Origin of the sequence: Allobosea sp. (assembly GCF_017308075.1) — a bacterium.
Taxonomy (GTDB): Bacteria; Pseudomonadota; Alphaproteobacteria; order Rhizobiales; family Beijerinckiaceae; genus Allobosea.
In genome coordinates this window covers 1-19395 of record NZ_JAFKFX010000025.1, presented here as the reverse complement: position 1 = coordinate 19395, position 19395 = coordinate 1, and the positions used below count along the sequence as shown (strand labels likewise).

The window sequence follows — 19395 nt, the reverse complement described above, 5'->3', positions numbered from 1 at the left end:
ACCTGGCCTCGCGAAAGCGGATCAGGGAAGAAGACAACTGAAGTCACATTGAGCCAGTACGGCGGCCCCGTCACTCGATCAGGTAACGCCCGGGACGTTGCAGTCCGGTTGGCTGCGCGCTCGCTTTGCTCGACGCTCGTAGTCGTCGCGGATTGTCGCGAGCTTCTCTTCGTCGAGTTCTTCGAGATCCATGAGCTCCTCACGAGCTCCTTCGACCTTTGAAAGCAATTCGTCGAGTTTGATCTGCATCGCCGCAGTGTCGCGGTTCTGGCTGTTTTGGATCACGAACACCATCAGGAACGTCACGATTGTGGTCGAGGTATTGATGACAAGCTGCCAGGTGTCGTTGAAGCCAAAGAACGGGCCGGAAAGAGCCCAAGCGACGACGATTCCGAGCGCCGCAAAGAAGGTGCCAGGCTTGCCCGAGTAGCGCGCAACGTTTTGAGAAAGCCGGGTGAAGAAGGAAGAATTTCCAAGATCGGAAATCGGGTCTGATTGGTCGGGCATGGTTGCCTCGGAGTGGGAAAGGGTGGCTCCGACGCGCCGCCGAAACCACCCGTAAATCAGGCCGCCTTGGCCTGAGCCTGCTTGTTGATCTTGCTCTCGCCGAGCTGGGACAGCGTCTGGTCCGTCTTCATCTCCTCGGTGAGCGTCTGGTCCAGAAGTTTGGCGGCGTTCGCCATTCCCAGTTGCTGGGCCCAGGCCTTCAGTGTGCCGTAACGAGAAATCTCGTAGTGCTCCACAGCCTGCGCCGAAGCGAGAAGGCCAGCGTCGAGGGCGGGGCTGCCTTCGAACTCCTCGATGATCGACTTGCCCTCTTCGATGATACCGAGGATGGCGTCGCAGGTTTTGCCGCGCGGTGCCTTGCCGACGATCTCGAACACATCGGCCAGGCGCTCGACATGCATTTCTGTCTCATCCCGGTGCTTTTCGAACGCCTGCTTCAGTTCCGGCGCCGTCGCTGCCTTAGCCATTTTCGGCAAGGCCTTCAGGATCTGCTTCTCCGCGTAATAGATGTCCTTGAGCGTATCGAGGAAGAGGTCATTCAGGGTCTTGGGGTCGTTCGCCATCGTCAGTCTCCTATGGTGGACCGTGCCGATGAAACCGGTGTGTCAGCGGCATGTTCCAGCCCAAGTTCGTCGCTGGCTCGAGGTCGTTGTATCGCAACTCGCCGAAGCTCCTAAAAGCCTGGGAACGCTTGTCGGCTTGTGACGTTCGGAACCATGGCGGGGGCCATCCGCAGGAGAACGTCATGAAAGCCCTCTGCTGGCACGGCAAGAGCGATATCCGCTGCGAAACGGTGCCTGATCCGCAGATCCAGGATGCCGGCGACGTGGTGATCAAGGTCACCGCGTGCGCGATCTGCGGGTCCGACCTTCACGTCTACGATGGCTATACGCCGAGCATGGAAGCCGGGGACGTTCTGGGTCATGAGACCATGGGCGAGGTCGTCGAGATTGGAAGCGGTGTTCGCAACCTCAAGGTCGGCGATCGGGTGGTCGTGCCTTTCAATATCGCCTGCGGTGACTGCTTCTTTTGTCGCAAGCAGCTGTTCTCGCTCTGTGACCGCTCCAACCCGAATGCCGACGAAGCCAGGAAGGCGATGGGGCAGTCACCTGCCGGCCTGTTCGGCTACTCGCACATGCTGGGTGGCTTCCCAGGTGGGCAGGCGGAGTTCCTGCGAGTGCCGTACGCCGATGTCGGTCCTATCAAGGTCCCGACAGGCATCCCTGATGAGCAGGTGCTTTTTCTCTCGGATATCTTCCCGACCGGCTACATGGCGGCGGAGAATGCCGAAATCGAGGAGGGAGACACAGTCGCCGTCTGGGGCTGCGGGCCCGTCGGCCAGTTCGCGATCCAGTCAGCCTGGATGTTCGGTGCAGGCCGAGTCATCGCCATCGACAACGTGCCTGAGCGCTTGGCCCTGGCTGCCTCTAAGGGGCGAGCTGAGATCGTCAACTCCGATGACGGCCCGGTCTACGACAGGCTTATGGAAATGACGGCGGGGCGTGGTCCGGATCGCTGCATCGAAGCAGTTGGTGCCGAGGCGCACGGCAGCGGATCATTCGATGCCATCGTCGACAAGATCAAGGCTGCAACCTATCTCGCGACCGATCGTCCGCATGCGCTCCGGGAGGCAATGATGTGCTGCCGAAAGGGCGGAACGATCTCCATGCCCGGCGTCTATTTCGGTTATCTCGACAAGATGCCGATGGGCGCTTTCATGAACAAGGGCCTGACGCTCAAAACTGGTCAGACGCATACGCACCGCTACCTCGCGCCGCTGCTCGAGAAGATCACCTCCGGCGAAATCGACCCTTCCTTTGTCATCACGCACCGTGCCGGGCTGGAGGACGGCCCGGGCCTCTACAAGACATTTCGCGACAAGGAGGACGGCTGCATCAAAGTCGTTCTCACCCCGTGAGCGAAAGACAGGCAATTGGAAAGCTCACCCTGGTTACCGGCGCGTGGCCAGGATCCAGCCCGGCCACGACATCGTGGGCCTCAAGGCGTGGGCTTAGCCGCATTGTTCCAGTCCGTGCGCCCGGTCCCTGACGACGGGGCCGGGCCTTTGCGTTAGCGGGCGCCGTGCGAGCTTCCGCGCCGGCTGCTGATGAAAGCTGCGACGTCGGGCGCGAGGATGTCGCGTCGTTCCGCCCATGAAGCGAAGAGCCCTCGCGCTGTCTCAGTTTCGATGTCGCCACGAACGGCTGCCAGACAGCCTTTCAGTGCCAGCGAATAAACAACGTCGCGCTGCGAAGCAGGCCAGTCGGTCAGGAACATGTAGGCCTCCATCGCCGATGAAACTGCGGTGGGAACGCCGAACTGGGTCAGCACCACGACAGGACGCTCGAATTGATCTGACGGAAGTGCCAAGGTCGTATCCTCCTGTAGTAACATGGATGCGATTGCCGCAGCAGGGCAGGAGCTCCGGGCTGCAGCGCCGGAAGATTTATGGGCAATGGCAGTCGGTTCAAGGGGCAGCCGGCGGCTGCCGAGCGTCTTGCTGACGTCCTAGAGAGCCCCTCGCGAATGCAGGCCGGCCTAAGCGGCTCCGAGTGGCTCGGCGCCGCTTCGTCAAGGGCCCCCGAAGGACAGCACCGCTAGAGTCCCGAGGATGAGGGCAAGAGTGCCCAGCCATAGCGATGCGGGAAGCGACATGGGCGGGACTCGACAAAGGAATGGGCGGCTGACAACGCGGGTATCTCAAGAGAGTTCCGCTGCGCCGATTGTGCGTCCCTGGCGACCTTGCCCTGGACTCGAGCCAGGGACCTGAGGATATGCAATCCCCCGCGTTTCCATTCCGCCACAAGGTCGAAGAGACGCGACCGCGCCTCACGCCGCGAACGCAGCAGCTCCGGTGAATGCCATGCTCCCAGCATGCGCTCGCAAGTTGCTGTTGGCAAGGAAAGCCCAAAGCCAACCGATCCCAAGTGGAACCTTTTACATTGATTCTAAGTTGTGGCGCCAACTGGGGAGCAACGGGAGTTCAAGTCATGAAGAAGATCATTCTTGCTGCCGCAATCGCCTTGGCTCCGATGGCGGCTTACGCTCAGAACCCCTCGGGAGCCCAGGGTGGCGCGGCCGGCGGCGCAGCTGCTGGCGCAGTTGGCGGTGCGGTTGTCGGCGGCCCGGTAGGCGCTGTTGTGGGCGGCGTCGGGGGCGCCGTTGTCGGAGGCATCATCGGCGACAACACTCCGCGCTTCAAAACCTATGTGACCGAGCAGCGCGTCCCATCCTACACATACAGCGAAGAAGTTCGGGTCGGCGCCGTGCTGCCCGAGCGTGGCGTCACTTACCGTGAAGTGCCGGCTGAGTATGGCGTGAAGGATTACCGCTATACCGTCGTCAACAACCGCACGGTCCTGGTCGAGCCGAAGACTCGCAAGATCGTCCAGGTCATCGAGTAAGCAGGGCAAGCCAAAAGGCCCGGTCTCGCTCACGCGGGGCCGGGCCTTTTTTGTTTCCAGCTGCAGGAACCGGATACGGCCATCGGCATTTTCCCCGGAGTTGATGGGAGGTGCCGATGCCGCTGTACCGGTTTGCTGTGAACGACGAGCACCATGTCGATCTGACTGACCCTATTGAACACCCGAGCGACGCGGTTGCAGTGAGAGACGCTCACCGCGCGCTGGCCGAGCTGGTTGCAGATCTGCCTGAGGCGGCTCAGGCCGAATTCCGGATTGCGGTCCAAGATCCCTCGGGGACGGTCATCTATCAGGCCTCTGTCACCTTTCGAGGCGAGGCGGCCGCCGATATCAAGGCACGTGGTTTGAACGGCGGATCAGCCAAGTAATCGCCCTGCGCTCCGCGGTCTGCGACCCTTCGCCGCCATTCTGCCTTCGCAGTTGAAGTTACGCTGCGGCTGTCGCGTAGACACCGTGATCTTTCCAGAAACATGGGTGCGAAGTGTGGACTGTCTTGGCGGTCATTTGCGGGATGTTGGCTGTGGCCGCCACGTCTTGGTGGGCCTCCAGACGCTGGCCTCTGTAAGCCGCACGGCCTCTTGAAAACGAGGGGAGCCGGCATCTTATTATGGCCGCAATCTCAAACAGTGCCCTGTGAAGGAGGAGGGTGGGATGCCTTTCAGTTCGTTGCGAGACCCGGTCGATATTGCTCGGGCGTTGGCCGCTTGGGAAGCCGCCTGGGCAAGGGTTCAGAACGAGCAGATTGTGATGCTGGGGTCGGAGGAGGCCGAGCGAACCAGGCTCAAGTTCATCGTCGCTTCCCTTGCGCCGGTGGCGCTAGACGAGCAGGATCTCGTGGAGCGTGCCATTGATCACTTTCGGCAAAAAGCTACCAGCGACGGGGTTGTCGCGGAGAACCGGCAGTCAGACTCTATGGTGTGAAGGCCTGCGTGTGCTCATCTTGCGGCGTCCCAGGGGCTTGGGCGTGGCGTAGGGGTCGCTGGAAAGCTGCTCCAGCAACTGTCTCCATAGATCCCTTGCCGATGCGTTCTGTTTGAGCATGCGCGGTTGTCTCAACAGCGTGTAGTTGGAAGAGGGGGCTGCAATCGCCGCTCCAGAGACTCACCCGGGCGGTGCTTCTAATTGAAGGGGTGCGCAGCAGTCGATGATCGTCCAGCCGCGACCCGAAGTGGCCATAGGCCGACATGATCGCATCTAAAGCTCTTCCGCGCGCGGAGCAGACCTGAACTCGGCTCCAAGATCATTTGATGACGGGCTCAACCGCCTCTTCTTTTGTGGAGGCGGGTGCGGTGGCGGGCTTCGCCCCGACCGGCTTGACGATCAGGTTCAGGCTGGCGTCGCCGCAAGCACAGCAGAGCTGCTCCTTCGGCTTGTACTCCGGTGTGACCCAAAGCAGCTCCAAGCAGTTCGCGCATTCGAAATGCGCCGCGAACGCCTTGTAGGCGTCGACCACGTGTTGAAAGTCCTCGCGCGTCAGGTCGGCCCAGGGATTGTAGTGGACGCCGGCGTTTAGCTGCCACTGGTCCACTTTGGCTGCCTCCCTTGCGGCGGTGAAGGCGGAGGCCCGCTCTCCGATGGCGGTCACCACCTCCTGCTTGTTCCACGAGTTGGCTGAAGCCTTGGCCTTCTTGTAGGCGTCGGTCAGGGCGTTGGCGGCGCCGGTGATCAGGTCACCGAAGCCGAAGTTGCCGTCGCCCCGGTATTCGACGACGCCGCGCAGCCGGTGGCACATCTCCCCGGCGAAGTGTTCGAGATGGTGGCGTAGCGCCGCCGCCGCCGGCTGGACGTCCCCCTGCGCTAGATGGGCGTCGATCTCCTCCCAAATTCCGGCGTCCGTCCACTCGGCCGGGCCCGTCGCGACGCTCCAGTGCTTGAAGTGAGCGAAGCTCTTTCCCTTGATCAGGCCCTCGGCCTTCATATGCCGCAGCCACACCTCGTCGTGGGTGGTCAGAATAAACTGGGTATTTGGAAAGCGCTTCTTGAGAAGCGCGCACACCTCCCGGCGATGCCCCCGGTCGACCGACATCAAAACATCGTCGAGGACCGCGAACGTGAAGTTGGGGCCGAGCAGATGACTCATCAGCGCCAGGTACAGGCAGAGTCCCATACCGTCTTGGTGGCCTTCGCTGTGGAAGGCGCCGGGCGGGAACTGGCCGCGCCCATAGAAGTCCACATTGAAGCCGAGCTTGCCGAGCGAGGGCAGCAACTGGGCCGTGAATTTGCCCTCATCAGGCTTGTTGATCTCGCGGTAGAGGTCAGAGAACGTGCTCTCGACATCGGCGTAGATCGCCTCCAGGGCCGCCGTCGTAGAGGCACCGTAGGTCTCATAGACCCGGGCCGCCAGCGTGGCATTGGCTTTAGCGATCTCGTGCGCCGCTTTCGCTTCCCGATAGGCCGTCAACCGCGCCTGGGAGTTCAGCAGGAACGTCCGCGCCCCGACCTCAGCGTTTGGTTCGGGCACTGCCTTGATGGCGGCCTCGACCGCACCGAGGTCCGCGGCGAGCGGCGCCGTGTCGAACCCGGTCTCGACGATCGCAAGCGTGTCCTCAAGGGGCAGCAGCTTGCTGAGCTGCTGATATCGGCCGCCCAGGAGAACTCTGAACTCGGCCAAGTCCTTGAGTTCGAGCTTCGGCTCGAACATCGCCCCATATGGGAGGATCGTTCGGATTGCCGATCCCGCAGCGGTGATCACGTCGAGCAGAGGCGCGATCTCCGCCTCGATCGCCTTCCGCTGCTGGGCAACCTCGGATAGATGATCGAGCTTGCCTTTCAGGTGGGCCGTGAAGTGGTCGGGCGTCTGTGGCGTGTCGCAAACCGGGCATTGCTCGTCATCGTAAAGATCGAGCGCCGTCTTCAGCAGCGTCTCGCGCTTGACCTCGTTGGCGGCGTCGGCGTCGCCAGATAGCGCCAATGTTGCATCGGCGACCTTGGCTCGCCGGGCGTTAACCTCGTCGCTGCCCAAGGTTGTCAGAGCGCTGCGTAGCGTCGCCAAGTCCGCGGCGGCCTGCGCCTTGGGAACCTTCTGCACCACCCCGTCGCCTTCGGCCTTGAGACCGTCCGCCAGGTCCGTGGTCGCCGTAACGTCATCAAGCGGGATCAGGCCGAGCAGGGCGCGTTTGGCGTTGGCCGCGCCCAGCATGGCCGTCCTGCTGAGACTCTCGATCCCAAGGGCATCGAGCAGCGGCTGCGTCGCCGTCCGCACGGCGCGCTCAGCCGGCGCCACGTCCTTGCCGCAGGCGTTGTTTATCTTATTGAGTACGCCGCGCAGCTTCTCGACATCGCTGAGGCGCAGCAACGCTTGAACCTCGTCTGACCGGTCCCCGGGCTCCGCGATGATGTAGCGGATCAGCTCGCGCCGCGACAAAACGAATTCGGGATGGAGCTTGACATCGGCGAAGGCGGCCAGGACGTCAGCGTCGCCCGGCTCAATGGTCGGCACCGTGGACGCCTTAACCGTGCGAGTGATTGACGCTTTCTTGCCTAGCGACGGCAGGCTCACGTCGAGCCGGACCCACGCCTCCTCGGGCTTCTTAACGTAATCGACGTGCGGCCCATGCTGCTTGACCGACAGCTCCTTGGTGCCGCGACCGGACAGGCGAGAGAGATTGCCGGTTAGGGCGAATTCGATCGCGTCGACGATGCCGCTCTTGCCAGTGCCGTTCGGCCCGCACGCCGCGAAGTTCTCTCCCTTGGGCTCCAACTCCAGCTCGATGATCCCGCGGAACTTGCGGATGGTGATCTTGTCGATGCGGATCATGTCGCATCCGGGAAAAGGATCGCGCGGATGGCGGGCTCTGCCATGACCCCCTCGCCGAGAATGAGCGCGCGCAGCTTGCCGGCTTTGTCTTTGAGGTCTTCGGTCTTTTCGAGTTCGTCGAAGAACGCGCCCAGCACGCCGCTCGCCACGGTAGCCACGGGCGCTGCGTCGCCGGCGTGGGGCGCTTGTTCTTGCGCAGGCTCCGCCTTTTGCTGGGTATCGTTTGACATTCCTTCCTCTTCAAAACCGTCCTACTATAATGGGCTCATTACCCAATCTAGGTCGAGGCCTCAGTTCACGCTTGGATAACAGCTTCCGTCCACCAACCGCCCCGAGATGCCGGCGATGCCCGCAAATGGATCTTCTTCCTGCTCCAGCTTGCCACTGACCCTTCTTGAGCCCTAGGCGATCCCCCGGTCCGGCCTTCAAGGCGGGCAAAGAGATCTCAGACCTCGTCATTCCATTCGGCTACGACGCGAGCGTCACCTAGGACAAGGCGTGCGTCGTTCTGGGCTATTCTCCCGTCCCATCGGGCGCGCCTATGCGGCAACTACAAGCGGAACTTCGCAAGTTCGCCTAATGGCCAGCTCCGGCCGCGGCGTGGCTGCCAACCAGGTTACCGGAAAGCGGACGCTCCCGACGTCAGGAATGGGCCAACTTCGGAAGAATTGGCCAAAGGGGCTGAGAAGGGCGCAGGGCGGAATCTCCTTTGAGATCACCCCCGAGAGTGAAGATCCCTGGAGCGGGTCCTCGGGCCCGCGCTCCTTGGATTTGAATATGACGAACGAGACCTTTGCCGCCGGCCACGGCAACCTGCCCGACGACGACCAGATGCGGCTCTATGCGCGTGCTTACGCAACGCAAAAGACCGCTGACGAACTCTTCCTGCGCTGGGAGGCCTGCCACTCAGACGCCTTTTTGCTGGAGGAGGCGCCGGAGCACTTCCATGCTGACTACGGCCTCAACGGCCGCCAGCTCGCCGAGGGCGCGAGGATCGCCGCTCGCCGAATGGCGCTGCTGCTGGCCGAGGCCCCGACCGAGCTTCGCGCGGTCCTTGCGCTGAAGATCCACGTCTTTGAGTCGATGGCGCAGCTGGATGGGGAAGGTGCGCGCTCGAACGCGATCTTCATGGTCGAGGCCGCGATGAAGAACGATGCCGAGCGGCTCGGCATCGTGCTGACGCCCTTGCCGCACCCGCCTGGCCGGGCACAGTGAGGCCGTCATGTACCTGTTCTACGACCTCGAGACCTCGGGCCTCGAACCCTGCTGGGACGTCCCGCTGCAGGCGGCATTCTTGCAGGCCGATGCCAAGCTTGCGGTGCAGCGCGAACTGACGCTGCGCTGCCGCCTGCCCATCCATGTCGTGCCGTCGCCCGACGCGCTCCTCATCACCGGCGTCACGCCGGAGATGCTCGATGACCAGCCGCTGAGCCATATCGAGATGATGGCACAGATCGCCAGGATCATCGCGGACTGCAAGCCCGCGATGCTGATCGGCTACAACACAATCCGCTTCGACGATGAGGTCCTGCGGCAGAGCTTCTACCAGACCCTGCTGCCGCCGTATCTAGGAGCCATGACCGGCCATGGTCGGGCCGACGTCCTGACCATGCTTCGCGCTGTCGTGATGCTTGAGCCGGACGCGGTCGCGATCCCCCGCGATGCAACCGGTAAGCCCGTCCTCAAACTCGGCGACGTCTGCCGCGCCAATGGCATCGCCCTGTCCGAAGATGAAGCCCATGACGCGTTGGCGGACGTGCGGGCGACGCGCGACCTGTTCGCGCTTCTGCTCGACCGGGCGCCGTCGACGATGGCGACGATGCTCGGCCATGCCAAGAAATCCGGGCCGCTCGCGCTGCTGGAGCCGGGCGAGCCGTTGATCCTGGGCGGCACCTCGCGCCTGACGCCGGTGCTCCCGATGATCGGCTCGCCAACGAACCCGTCCGCGCGGGTCTGTATCGACCTCGGCCAAGACCCGGCCGGATTCATCGGCCTCTCCGCACCCGAGCTCCTGGCGCGCATCCGGTCCAGCCGCTCGCCCGTCAGGCAGGTCAAGACCAACGCGCAGCCTGTGTTGTTTGCCTGGGACCAAGCGGTACATGCGCTCGCCGAGCCCGAGCCCGAAGCAGTGTATCGTGAACGGGCCCGGGCACTATGGGCGCACCCAACCTTCACCCGCCAGCTCGCGCTGGCGCTGCAGGACCAATACGCCGATCGGGAGCCTTGCGCCTGGCCGGACGGCCAGCTGTATTCAGGCGGATTCGTCTCCGACCGCGATGCTGCAGCGTGCCGGCGCTGGCACGAGATCGCCTGGGAACACCGGGCCGGGTTTGCCGCGCAGCACATCGCCGATCCGCGCCTGCGCAGCCTGGCGATCCGGCAGGTGTTCCTGAACGCACCGGAGACACTCTCGCCCGATGCCGGGAACCGTGGCCAGGACTGGCTGCGCCATCGGCTTACCACCGAAGAAGAGGTGCCCTGGCTGACGCTGCCTCGCGCCCTGTCGCGCTGCGCCGAGCTGTCGGCAACTGCGGATCCGGATCAGCGCAGCGCGCTCCGTGAGATCAGCACCTGGCTCGCTGCCCGCCGCGATGCCCTTGGCCCGAGCGGAGGAGAGATGCTGAGGCCGATCGGCGCGGCTGTATCGTAACCACGGGCGCCAGAGATAAAGGATGGAAGGGCGCGGCCGGAAGGCTAGCGCCCTTTTCTCATGGCCGGGCCGACGAGCGGGACTGCAGCCGCAGAACCCCTGAGAACTCGAAAGCCTGGACATCCCATGACCACAACGCCCCGCCGCGCACGCCGCAAGCCGCCGGCGCCCTTGCCTCCATCGCCGACGGAGGCGATCGGCCTCGACCTGTTCAGCACGCGCGATCTGCTCCAGCGTCTCTATGCCGACCGTGGCTCGGCCATGGGAGACGGCGAGGACGACTCCGCCCAGGCCGCTCGCCAACGTGCCCTCTGGTTGCGCCTCCATGAGGATGAGCGGGGAGCCCGTCGCAGCCTGATCATGCCCGACGCCGCGCTGATCGCCCGCATCGCCGCGCTCGACCTCACCTGTCCGCAGTTCAGCGAGGTGACAGCCTGGATCCTGCGTGCGGCGACGCTGGCGATGGCCGGCGGCCAGCCGCTGCGCCTCGACCCCTGTGTGCTGCTGGGTCCCCCCGGAGTCGGAAAGACCTTCTACGCGCGCCGGCTGGCAGGTGCCTTCAGTGTGCCGACGCTGACCATCCCCATGAACACCATCAGCGACCGCGGCTCCTGGTTCACGGGACTGGCGCCCGCCTGGCGCGCGGCCGGGCCGGGGAAGGTCGCGCAGCTCCTGATCGAGAGCGACAGCGCCTCGCCTGTCATCGTTATCGACGAGATCGAAAAATCGAGCCCGATCAATCCGACCGAGACGCCGATCAACGTCCTGCACAGCCTCCTGGAGCGGGAAAATGCCCGGGCTTTCCAGGACGAGTTTCTCGAGATTCCGCTGCGTGCCGATGCGATCATCTGGATCGCGACAGCCAATGACCTATCGCCCTTGCCGAACTCGATCGTCGACCGCCTCATCACCTTCGAGATCAGCCTCGAGGCCGATCAGATGCTGGCGATCCAGAGATCGCTCTTCGCCGAGGCCAATGCGGCGAGCGGCAATCTGTTCGAGAGCCCGCCCGAAGCTCTTTTCGAGGAACTCGCCTCACTGACGCCGAGAGCACTGTCGCGACTGTGGCCAATCGCCTTCGGCTTCGCGTGCATGTCGTCGCGTCGACACGTGACCCGAGGCGACCTCGCGCGGGCCCAGGGCGTCCTCGGGCTCGATCGCGGCAAGAAGAGCCGGATGGGCTTCCTGACAGAGATGACGTCGCCGCCGGCTCCGCGCGCGGCGATCGCGCCGGGCCAGAAGAACAGGGCCAGGGAATGAGGGGAGGAAGCGAGAGGAACGGGGAAGCACCCCCGGGGAACCTCGCCAACCCGATCAACAAGAAAGACCTGAACATGACTGCCAATCAGCCCCGCCAGCCGGCACGCGCCGCCAGCCTCCACGGCCTCGTCATCGACCACACCGAGCGTCCGGTCGTCGACGAGCTTGCCGCCCTGCGCCTGCAGGACCCCAGCGACGCCGACTACGCCGCCTTCCTCAAGAACACGCCCTCGATCGCTGCGATCGCCGTCCGCGCCAGGCATCACGCCGAGGAAACCGCGCGCTTCGTCGCCATGGTGCAGAACACCGACGAGGCGACCTTCAGGTTGCATGTCGGCCAGCTCTTCAGCGTCGTCATCCTCAACAACATCGCCAACATTGCAGTCGCGCTGCTGCCGGCCCGCACCGCCGTCGACCGCCACGCCAAGCGTGAGCAGGGCTACGCGGTGCTGGGGACGCTCGACGGCCCGCACGACAATCCGCTGCGCTCCTTCGGGCAGATCGCCTTCGGACTTCGACGCGTCGATCCCGTCCAGGTCGCCCATGACGCTATCGCCTATGCCGCCACCAGCGAACGCGCCCCGGAAGAACCGGGGCGGGGAACGGTTCATTCGCTCGAGGAGCAGGCCACGCTCAACGCCTGGCTCGCCCAAGGGATCGACACCGATGCCCTCATGGACGAAGCCCTCCGCCATGTTCGCGCGGCGACGCGCTTCGCCCGCTCGCTGCGGGACGACGACCTCGGCCCGGCCCAGTACGAGGCCACGATTGCCGCGCAGGAGGGTGCGATCCTGCAGCAGCTCATCATCCTCGCACGGATCGCGCTTGCGCCGCAGGCACACGACGCCCGGGCTCGCCTGCAGGGGGCTTGCGACGAGATGACAGCGAGGCCTCAGGCGCGCGCGACACTCGAACTCGCCATGGCGATGGGAGACCACCTGCGATCGATGCTAGCGTCCAATCGTTCCTGACGCGGTTGTCGAGGAAAAGCGCCGACATCCCGGCGTGGTGTTCGACGGTCATCGTCGAGCACCGTGGCGCAGGGACGGCCGTGGCGAGCCGTTGGCGTCGCCAGGAACGAAAAGATCCCGCTCGGCAGGATCGGAGAGGCGGGCCGATGGCCAGAGCGCGAATAGGGCGAACTCCTCCCTGTTCCAGGGTTGGAAACACAGGAACCGGCTCCTACGGTCCTCCCTGCGCAGAATGAGCTCAAGGGACCGTGGCAAGCCCGTGGTGGGTGCTTGGCGGCTGAACGCCAACGGCGTCCCACGCTCCTCTCAAGCCGAAATCGCTCAGAGAACCGTAGGAGCGCCGTGGTGACGGCTTGGCGTCGTCGAGCCGGTGAGGACGAAAAAATGAGGCGCCCGAGCGGGCGCCTCTCTTGATTCCGGGAATTTCGGGGAGATGCAGCCGCGTGGCTGTAACCCCTTGGAAAAAATCCTATGAATGACAAGAAGCAGGATCTCTCGGTCCAGAACGAGCGCGGTGCCCTCGACCATCCGGAAGCCAGGACTGATCTCGATCCGATCGGCATCGTGATGGAACTCGTCAGCGACGATCCCACTATCGCCGAACTCGTTGCGTTTCGTAGCGCCGTCCCCAACCTCAAGCTCGCGGCGCGCGAGGCGAAACGCCTGGCTGACGAAGCGATGCGTGTTAGGTACGGCTCAGGCTTTGATGCCGTTCCGGGCACCGCCGCCGGCCTGACCCTGATCGGCCTCTCGTTCACAGCGCTCACCGCCATCTGGCCCTCGGACAATCTCGACGTCGTCGAGGCCAAGTTGGCCCTGGCCGAGTGCATCGGACCTTACGGCGACAACCAGGACGGCCGACACGTTCCGGCGCTTGCCCCCGCGACGGCAACCCGCATCCGCGTCAAGCGCGCAGCCTTCAACGTCGGTGAGCTCATGGTCCCGGCTGGACCGGCCGTCCCCGCGGCGCAGGACCGAGGCCTCGCCGACTGGCCGATGCGGCACTACGATCTCACCACTGTCCTTCCGCCGGAGGGGGGACCGCCCGTGTTCGTGGACACCAACACACAACACTGGGCCGTGGTTCTCGCGCGCGCGCCAGATCTCAACCAGCTCGCCGGGCGTGTCGAGCGCCTGATCAAGATGGCCGATCGGCTGTTCGCTCTGGCGCAGACGCCGGGCGACACTGCCATGGAGCTGCGCCGGGCGGCTGAGGGCGCGCAGATCATGGCCTATCTGACGGCCGCGCAGGTCGCGATCTGGCCCGTCTTTCGGGGATCTGAGGGGGTGAAGGCCAAGAAGCGGGTCGTCAAGGCGATCGACGATCGGGCCTGCCGCGGCGATCCCCTCCACATGCAGGCGGCGGTCAGGATGATCTTCGAGGACGCCAGCTGGCTCGGTAAGCTCGTCAATCCGGACCTCATGGCCACCGGCATCCCGACTTGGATCGAGATCGTCTAGAACAACGTTCGCCACGCAAAATGCGACCAGAACGCTGTTCTGAACAGTGTTTTGGTCGCAGGAGGTCGCTCCGCGATACTTTGCGAACCGTGTTCTGAACGCCGTTCGGGATCACGGGGAGCGAGCGTGAACAGCGTTCTGCATGGAACAGGCGGCGCCGCAACGCGCCGCCTTTTGTCGTTCGAGGAAGGAGGAAGTCGGGAGCCGTGGGCACCAACCCCCATGGACCAGGAACCGAAACAGGAAGATCACGCTCATGACCATCGATTCGACGATCGCCGACGGCAACATCACGGCGCCGACCGCCTCCTCGCGCCGCCAGCCTATGGACCGGCTGCTTCCGGACGGCAGCCTCGGGGCCGTCACCCACTGGCTCCCGACGCAATGGCCGACGGTTGGCGGCAAGAAGCTGGCAATGCTTCCCGCCGATGCGTTCGAGCAGCCGGCCTACAAGCATCACTACGTCGCCGGCGGCAGGATTGCGATCTACGCCGCCGGCTGCGGCTTCGACCATGTCAACGCCGCCGCCACAGGCCTCGTCGGGCTCGCGCGACGCCTGAAGGCGGCGGTCCATAAGCTGTCGACGACGACGCAGACCGATCTTCGGATGCGATCGGAAGAGCTCAACAAAGACCACTACGCCGCCCTGACTACGAGCGCCGATGGCTACCCCTGCAGCGATCTCGGGTTCGACACCTGGATGATGCAGCACATCCTCCCGCGCGGACTGCCTCTCGCCGGCTCACCCGTCTCGGTCGGGGACCGCTGCCTCGTCGTCCGTCTGCCGGCCGGTATGACCCCTCGCGAATTCGACAAGCAGCTCGCCTTCAGGATGAAGAGCGCTCGCCTGAACAGCTGGCTCAGGACACCGGATGGTGAGCGCCACTGCCAGTACCTCGGGATTGACCCGGCCCAGCTCGCGCGCGGTACGGCGTACGGGTTCAACGAGGCCTTGCGGCGCTCGGCCGGCGAGGAGATCTACTTCTTCCGCCCGAAGTCGTTCGACGCCGACCGGCTGCTCCGCCTCGCGGAGACGATCGTCTACCGGTACGTTACGACGCCGCCGGCCCTGCGCCGTAACATCTCCTGGCGCTCCCGAGCCCAAGGGACGCGCTCGGACTTTCGGCCGGCCGCACCCTAGCGTCACTCCCGAGAACGGCCTCCAAGGCGCGTCGGATCTCCTCGCCCTGGCAGTGCGCTTCACCGACGAGAAGAGCTACTTCGTCTCGGAGGCGTCGCATGGCTTTGCGAAACGCTGGATGTGTCGCGCTCGGGCTTCCATGCCTGGCTCAACCGGTCACCGAGCCGTCGAGCACGCGACGACGAGGAGATCGGCACCAGGGTCCGGGCAAGCTTCCTTGGTTCGGATCGGACCTATGGTGCCAGGCGTGTCTGGCGAACCGTGCTGGCGGAAGGCATCGATTGCGGCCTGCATCGCATCGAGCGGCTGATGCGTGCCCAGGCTTTGCGTGCCAGGCCGCGTCGGCGCAGCCTGCCCAAAGACGGTGGCCAGCGATCGGCCATCGCCCCGAATACGCTCGGCCGGGAGTTCAGTGCCGAGCGTCCGAACCAGCGCTGCCTTGATGCCTGCCGAAGCCAGGACCGCCAAGCCCGCCATAACCTATCTCGACACCCAGATGCCAAGAATAAAGCCGGCAGTCGCGGCCCACCCCAACGCCCGTACCGGCCGATCTCGAATCTCTTCGATAATCAAGCGTTGCAGTTCCGTGGCGCGTGCTCTCCCGGCATCGGAGAGCTCGTCATCATCGTCGAACTGCTTCAGCCTTGATGAACCGGGGGCAGGGGTCTTGCCTGGAGCGTCAGCGTCCGCATGCTGGGACATGGTCTTGAAGCCGTTTTCGGTATCCATGATGCTATTCCTTTCGCGCCCGTAACGAGGCGCTCCATCGTGCTGGCCTAACTATTACGCCCCCCCTCTGTTCCGAGGCGGACGACAGAAAAGACGGTCAGCTTCGGTCGCCGGGCTGGCCTTAGAATTATTCCGCGAGTAGGGCCGCCTGGCGGGGCGCTGTCTTATGACTTTGCGGAGAACGGCTTTGGCTGCGTAAGCTTGGTTATCGGCGGACCAGAGTGACATGGCAGAAGACACGAGCGAATCGGCAGAGAGCAGGCTGCGCGCGCGAGAAGCAGAATTCGCCCGTATTCAGCGGATAGGCCAGATCGGCGGCATGGAGGTCGATCTGCGGGGCAACAATTTCAAGAACGTGCGCTCACCAGAGTATCTGGTGGTGCATGGCCTGCCGCCCGACGCAACCCACGAGTCCCATGAGGCCTGGGTAGCCCGCCTTCACCCGGAAGACCGTGACCGTGTGCTGAGCCACTTTCTTGCGACAGTAAACGGGCCGGAAACGGAGTATGAGGTGGAGTATCGGATCATACGGCCCAGCGACGGACAGACACGCTGGATTCTCGCGAAAGCAGAAATAGTCCGGGACGACGCGGGGGCTCCCTTGCGTCTGATCGGGGCTCACATCGACATTACTGCTCGCCGGCGGGCTGAAGAGCAGCGTGAGCTGGTCTCCCGCGAACTGTCGCACCGCATCGCCAACATCTTTACCGTCGTCAACAGCCTCGTTCGCATGGCAGCGAGGTTCGAGCCCACAAACAAGGAATTCGCGGAGAAGCTCGAAAGTCGGCTTCAATCCCTGCATCGCGCTCATGCTTTCGTCTCTAGAAAAGAGATTGGAGATGGGGGGTTAAAGTTGCTACTCGCGCGCCTTTTGGAACCATACCAGGGCGCATCGGGTCGACGCGTTTCGATCCAGGGGGAGGATGCCCTTGTTGGTTCTAATGCGGCGACGGCGTTGGCTCTGGTCTTTCATGAGCTTGCGACCAATGCTGTGAAGTACGGCGCCCTGTCCATCGATGAAGGATCTGTTTATGTCGTGGTGGCGGCAGCGGCGGGGCAGCTGCGCCTTCTATGGCGTGAAGAGGGAGGTCCTGCGATCGTCAACGCGCCCTCCGGTCCAAACGGATTCGGGAGCGTACTTGTCGAAAGGGCTGCGCGGTCCCAGCTAGGTGCGAGCATGACCTATGACTGGCGCCCTGAAGGCCTCTCGGTAACAGTCGAAGTAAGCCTCGTCGATTTGGCGCGCTGAGTGCTCCAACCTTGGCTCATTGTGGGCGTCTACGGCTCGCCGTTCGGATATCTGGCGACGGGTCCTGAACCGTGATCGACCCGCCCCAAACGGGTTCTGGCCTCATGCCGCAGCTGACACGCCAAAAGCCCTCGCCCGTCGATTCGGCGTGTCGCCCGGGTAAGAGCGAGAGAGCGCCAGCGTCATGCCGCTCGGATCTGCTCTTCGAATTCATCCGGGATCTCGCCGTGACGCGCTGGGGAATGCCGTCCTCGAAGAAGGCCTTGCTCGACGCCGCGTCGAAGCGCGCCGACAAGCTTCGGGCCAAGGGAAAGGAGGTCGGAAACGATCGATCTCTATGCCTTTCTGACGACCGAGCCGAATGCTGAGGTTGGCGCGATCCACCCGAAGGCGATGCCGGTGATCCTGACGAGGCCAGAAGAATGTCAGGCTTGGATGACGGCGCCATGGGACCAGGCGAGGTCGCTGCAGCCACCTTTGCCGAACGGTTCGTTCGATATTGTGGCGCGCGGTGTAAAGACGGATGGGCTCCCCGACTTCCTGCCCGAAGGCGGCGGCACTCTTTTCGGCGGCGGATAGATCGTTCTTGCGCTTCGGCAGCCGCCCAGGATTCTCAATCGGGGCTGCTCAAGCCCTGCTTGGTTGCGGCGCCGACTGACGGTGGATTGGCATTCATGAGCCGTTGTGCGGCGCCGACGAGATCAGGCGGCGGCATCACGTCATGTTGCAAGTGTCGTTCGACGTAGCTTCGCTTCTGCCCCAGCGAATTGGCGAGATCCGCGACCCAATCCCGCTGCGGGAACAGCTGTGCCATCAAAAGAGCGAAACCAGCCCCGGTTTCGCGGGCTAGGGCGTCTGCAATGCTTCTTTTGCCGGCGGCCTCACCGCCCATGGTGCGGTCCCAATCGTCGGCAGCTAATAGGAGATGACGGAGTTCGCTTTCTTCCGCGACGGTTGCGGGGCTTCGGTTGCGAAGCTCCTGCACTCGGGCGATTGCCGTTTCGTAGTCGTCCTGGGATCGGATCGTGAAGGCCATCGGCAACCCTCCTGCCGGCACTACCCGTAAGAGAGAGATAGGTTCCGACGATCTCGGATGATGACTTTCGCCGGCCGTAAGATCGACCGTTTCACCGCCAAGCCCCTATCCACCAGCCTCGCATAGTTCGCAATATTGGCACTTATCCAAGCCAGCAGGTCAACGGAGTTGGGTTAATCACTGCCGCCTTGTCGCCCGGCAGCCATCTCATTTGCCTCGGGAGGAACATAAACCTCGTCTCAGCGGTTGCGATGACAAATCACGGAGTGTCGCAATGCGGATCGATGCGAAGGACCGTCTTATTCTGGCTTTGGCGGCGCAATTGCGAGCGGAGCGTGAGACACGAGACGCTCTTGCATGGGTCGTTGGGAACGGCCAACTGGACCCCGCCGTGTTGACCGCCATTCTCACTGACCCGGTCCCACTTGTCACCCATGAGGATGCTGCGCGGGCCGAACTCCTCGTCGCCCAGCCTGCAGGCCCCGCGCGCCGGCGTGAGGCGGCGTGATGGCCCCGCGCCCCGCCTGGAAGGGCTATCTCAAGCTCTCGCTGGTATCCTGCGCCGTCGAGCTGACCTCGGCGACCGACCGTAGCGAGAAGGTCTCTTTCCGTGTGATCAACCGCAAGACCGGCAACACCGTCCGCCGCCAATATGTCGACAGTGTCAGCGGCAAGCCGGTCGATCCCGATGACGAGGTCAAGGGCTACGAGATCGGCAGCGACGAATACCTACTGATAGAGGAGGACGAGATCGACGCGGTCCAGATCGAAAGCTCGCACACGCTCTCGATCGTGCAGTTCGTCGACCGCACTGCGATCCCGCAGATCTATTTCGACCAGCCCTATTATCTCAGCCCCTCCGACGAGGTCTCAGAAGAGGCCTTCGCTGTGATCCGCGAGGCGATGGCGAAGCAGAAGAAGGCCGGCATCGCCCGCATCGTGCTCTATCGCCGCGAGCGGCCGGCGATGATCGAGCCCTTCGACAAGGGGCTGCTGCTGACGACGCTGCGCTACGACAAGACCGTGCGCCAGCCGGACGAGGTCTTCGACGGCCTGCACGAGAGCAAGCTCGATCCGGAACTGGTCGATCTCGCCACCCACATCATCGACAAGAAGCAGGCGAAGTTCGATCCGAGCGGCTTCGAGGATCACTACGAGGAGGCGCTGCTCGCGCTGATCGAGGCCAAGCGCAAGGGCAAGAAGCCGCCGGTC

Annotated in this window: 19 protein-coding genes, 1 tRNA gene and 2 pseudogenes; 15 read left to right on the top strand and 7 right to left on the bottom strand. The window is 63.8% G+C overall.

What is annotated here, in order from left to right:
• Positions 1 to 78: 78 nt before the first annotated feature.
• Entirely contained in the window at positions 79 to 507 is a 429-nt protein-coding gene (locus tag J0J10_RS05575) for a low affinity iron permease family protein (protein WP_291645631.1), read from the bottom strand.
• Between the two features lie 56 nt (positions 508 to 563).
• Complete coding sequence (locus tag J0J10_RS05570; RefSeq protein WP_291642680.1) at positions 564 to 1070, bottom strand: YciE/YciF ferroxidase family protein; 507 nt, start codon at positions 1068 to 1070, stop codon at positions 564 to 566.
• Positions 1071 to 1252: 182 nt separating this feature from the next.
• Between J0J10_RS05570 and J0J10_RS05565 the strand changes: the two genes are divergently transcribed.
• The gene (locus J0J10_RS05565) at positions 1253 to 2425 is read left to right on the top strand and encodes a zinc-dependent alcohol dehydrogenase (RefSeq protein ID WP_291645630.1); all 1173 of its coding nucleotides are present in this window, start codon (positions 1253 to 1255) and stop codon (positions 2423 to 2425) included.
• A gap of 152 nt (positions 2426 to 2577) precedes the next feature.
• Here J0J10_RS05565 and J0J10_RS05560 read toward each other — a convergent pair whose 3' ends face one another.
• Both J0J10_RS05560 and J0J10_RS05555 read right to left on the bottom strand, forming a co-directional pair.
• Positions 2578 to 2877: a DUF982 domain-containing protein gene (locus J0J10_RS05560; RefSeq protein ID WP_291645629.1), complete on the bottom strand. Its 300-nt coding sequence runs from the start codon at positions 2875 to 2877 to the stop codon at positions 2578 to 2580.
• 364 nt (positions 2878 to 3241) lie between these two features.
• Positions 3242 to 3317, bottom strand: a tRNA-Cys gene (locus J0J10_RS05555).
• A 180-nt stretch (positions 3318 to 3497) separates the two neighbouring features.
• Here J0J10_RS05555 and J0J10_RS05550 point away from each other — a divergent pair.
• The 3 genes from J0J10_RS05550 to J0J10_RS05540 all read left to right on the top strand — a co-directional run bounded on the left by J0J10_RS05550 (position 3498) and on the right by J0J10_RS05540 (position 4850).
• Complete coding sequence (locus J0J10_RS05550) at positions 3498 to 3911, top strand: DUF1236 domain-containing protein (RefSeq protein WP_291645628.1); 414 nt, start codon at positions 3498 to 3500, stop codon at positions 3909 to 3911.
• A gap of 116 nt (positions 3912 to 4027) precedes the next feature.
• Entirely contained in the window at positions 4028 to 4297 is a 270-nt protein-coding gene (locus J0J10_RS05545; protein WP_291645627.1) for a DUF6894 family protein, read from the top strand.
• A 283-nt stretch (positions 4298 to 4580) separates the two neighbouring features.
• The gene (locus J0J10_RS05540) at positions 4581 to 4850 is read left to right on the top strand and encodes a hypothetical protein (RefSeq protein ID WP_291645626.1); all 270 of its coding nucleotides are present in this window, start codon (positions 4581 to 4583) and stop codon (positions 4848 to 4850) included.
• A 319-nt stretch (positions 4851 to 5169) separates the two neighbouring features.
• On the opposite strand, the gene J0J10_RS05535 is transcribed toward J0J10_RS05540, so the two are convergent.
• Both J0J10_RS05535 and J0J10_RS05530 read right to left on the bottom strand, forming a co-directional pair.
• Positions 5170 to 7686: an ATP-binding protein gene (locus J0J10_RS05535; RefSeq protein WP_291645625.1), complete on the bottom strand. Its 2517-nt coding sequence runs from the start codon at positions 7684 to 7686 to the stop codon at positions 5170 to 5172.
• Complete coding sequence (locus tag J0J10_RS05530) at positions 7683 to 7916, bottom strand: hypothetical protein (RefSeq protein WP_291645624.1); 234 nt, start codon at positions 7914 to 7916, stop codon at positions 7683 to 7685. The genes J0J10_RS05535 and J0J10_RS05530 overlap by 4 nt, the downstream gene beginning before the upstream one ends.
• A 547-nt stretch (positions 7917 to 8463) precedes the next feature.
• Here J0J10_RS05530 and J0J10_RS05525 point away from each other — a divergent pair.
• The 9 genes and pseudogenes from J0J10_RS05525 to J0J10_RS05485 all read left to right on the top strand — a co-directional run.
• On the top strand, positions 8464 to 8901 hold the full coding sequence (locus J0J10_RS05525) for a hypothetical protein (RefSeq protein ID WP_291645623.1): 438 nt from the start codon (positions 8464 to 8466) through the stop codon (positions 8899 to 8901).
• Between the two features lie 7 nt (positions 8902 to 8908).
• Positions 8909 to 10336, top strand: a complete 1428-nt coding sequence (locus tag J0J10_RS05520; RefSeq protein ID WP_291645622.1) for an exonuclease domain-containing protein — start codon at positions 8909 to 8911, stop codon at positions 10334 to 10336.
• A 60-nt stretch (positions 10337 to 10396) separates the two neighbouring features.
• Entirely contained in the window at positions 10397 to 11596 is a 1200-nt protein-coding gene (locus tag J0J10_RS05515) for an AAA family ATPase (RefSeq protein ID WP_291645621.1), read from the top strand.
• Positions 11597 to 11670: 74 nt separating this feature from the next.
• Positions 11671 to 12567, top strand: coding sequence for a hypothetical protein (locus J0J10_RS05510; RefSeq protein WP_291645620.1), 897 nt, complete (start codon positions 11671 to 11673; stop codon positions 12565 to 12567).
• A 471-nt stretch (positions 12568 to 13038) separates the two neighbouring features.
• Complete coding sequence (locus J0J10_RS05505) at positions 13039 to 14028, top strand: hypothetical protein (protein WP_291645619.1); 990 nt, start codon at positions 13039 to 13041, stop codon at positions 14026 to 14028.
• A 256-nt stretch (positions 14029 to 14284) separates the two neighbouring features.
• Positions 14285 to 15169, top strand: a complete 885-nt coding sequence (locus J0J10_RS05500; protein ID WP_291645618.1) for a hypothetical protein — start codon at positions 14285 to 14287, stop codon at positions 15167 to 15169.
• A 93-nt stretch (positions 15170 to 15262) separates the two neighbouring features.
• Positions 15263 to 15604 (top strand): annotated as a pseudogene (locus tag J0J10_RS05495) (IS3 family transposase); the annotation flags it as partial.
• A gap of 520 nt (positions 15605 to 16124) precedes the next feature.
• The gene (locus J0J10_RS05490) at positions 16125 to 17147 is read left to right on the top strand and encodes an HWE histidine kinase domain-containing protein (protein ID WP_291645617.1); all 1023 of its coding nucleotides are present in this window, start codon (positions 16125 to 16127) and stop codon (positions 17145 to 17147) included.
• A 215-nt stretch (positions 17148 to 17362) separates the two neighbouring features.
• Positions 17363 to 17726 (top strand): annotated as a pseudogene (locus J0J10_RS05485) (hypothetical protein); the annotation flags it as partial.
• A 34-nt stretch (positions 17727 to 17760) separates the two neighbouring features.
• Here the strand turns inward: J0J10_RS05485 and J0J10_RS05480 are convergent.
• On the bottom strand, positions 17761 to 18183 hold the full coding sequence (locus tag J0J10_RS05480; protein ID WP_291645616.1) for a hypothetical protein: 423 nt from the start codon (positions 18181 to 18183) through the stop codon (positions 17761 to 17763).
• A 274-nt stretch (positions 18184 to 18457) separates the two neighbouring features.
• On the opposite strand from J0J10_RS05480, the gene J0J10_RS05475 reads away from it, so the two are divergent.
• The gene (locus J0J10_RS05475) at positions 18458 to 18691 is read left to right on the top strand and encodes a hypothetical protein (RefSeq protein ID WP_291642761.1); all 234 of its coding nucleotides are present in this window, start codon (positions 18458 to 18460) and stop codon (positions 18689 to 18691) included.
• Positions 18691 to 19395, top strand: a 705-nt coding sequence (gene ku, locus J0J10_RS05470; protein ID WP_291645615.1) for a non-homologous end joining protein Ku, incomplete at its 3' end; no start/stop codon positions are given. The genes J0J10_RS05475 and ku, both read left to right, overlap by 1 nt.